Origin of the sequence: Acinetobacter sp. YZS-X1-1 (genome assembly GCF_000804305.1) — a bacterium.
GTDB lineage: Bacteria > Pseudomonadota > Gammaproteobacteria > Pseudomonadales > Moraxellaceae > Acinetobacter > Acinetobacter variabilis.
This window is the reverse complement of the sequence record NZ_JWHB01000068.1, coordinates 1-1,110: the sequence shown is the minus strand read 5'-3', so window position 1 is coordinate 1,110 and position 1,110 is coordinate 1. Positions and strand designations below refer to the sequence as shown.

Sequence of the window (1,110 nt, the reverse complement as noted above, 5' to 3'; positions counted from 1 at the left end):
AAGCCGATATCTTTGTAAGCTCTAACCCACAAAAATTGAGGGATAGTTTTCGAAATAGAGTCTTTGATAAAATAGTAAAAATCAATAAATACCTACTTTTTAAACCATTATCATTTAGAGAATATTACAAAGTTGTTTAAAAAAGCCGACTTGTTTCCAAGTCGGCTTTTCGACATCGTCGAGCACATTTTTTATATCATAAATTTCCGATTTTTATAATTTTCAAAGTCTATCTTTCAGCTCTTTATACAACAAAGCCGAACTGAATTAAAAATAGAAATGTAGTTGAGCTGATGCTTGCTCATTTCTTTATTTTTAGTAATTGAGGTGAACATACTGTCAGTACATGGTAGTTATAAGTAACGTGTAACTTTGTTTACACAAAGATTTGAGTTATGCCAAGTGATGGATTGATTTGTACTTAAAATTTTAAGCTTATCCACTTGCTTTGCAAGCCACTACACTTTATTTACAATCCTATGTTGTGGAAGTAAGGGATCTTGTACTCGCCCAGTATGTTCAACTTAATTATATCTAAAGGACTATTAGGCTTGAATCAAATCAATTTTCCAATTATTCGACTGAATTAACACGTTTAAATCACGTAATTTAAGACTAATATCATCAGCTTGTTTTTGTAATGATGAAACTGGAATAACTTTATGCCACTTTATTTCCCGCGTACTATAACGATCAGATTCACGAGATGTATTACTTATTGCTGCAGTTAGGGTTTTGTGCTGTTCTACAAATTCATCACGTAAAGTCAATAAAGCAAGTAGAGAACGGCCATCATTTAATTTTGTTAAAGCATTAGTTTCATGAATTGCATAACTTAATTTTTGAAATTCTTGAATTAAAGAAAATACTTGTTTTAGTAGTTCATTTGGATCTTCAGATGGTTGATCACCATCTTGTACCAATACATTTGCATTGATACGTTGTTTTAGTGAAATAATTTTTTTTTGTTGATCACTTCGAAGTAAGAGAGCTTCTGCTAATTTCATTTTTCACCTATTAACCAATTAGAATTAAGTTTTAAACAGCTTATATCCTCATTCTTTAAAGATCAAAAAAATTGCTTTTTTATCTAACTAAAAGGTGTCTACA

Annotated in this window: 1 protein-coding gene; it reads right to left on the bottom strand. The window is 30.3% G+C overall.

From position 1 onward, the window contains the following. Positions 1-545: 545 nt before the first annotated feature. On the bottom strand, positions 546-1,007 hold the full coding sequence (locus tag RJ01_RS15530; protein WP_034171739.1) for a DIP1984 family protein: 462 nt from the start codon (positions 1,005-1,007) through the stop codon (positions 546-548). Positions 1,008-1,110 lie beyond the last annotated feature (103 nt).

What these genes read in the sequence shown, in the direction of transcription:
- RJ01_RS15530 (WP_034171739.1), bottom strand. Translation starts at nt 1,007, where the DNA reads ATGAAATTAGCAGAAGCTCTCTTACTTCGAAGTGATCAACAAAAAAAA.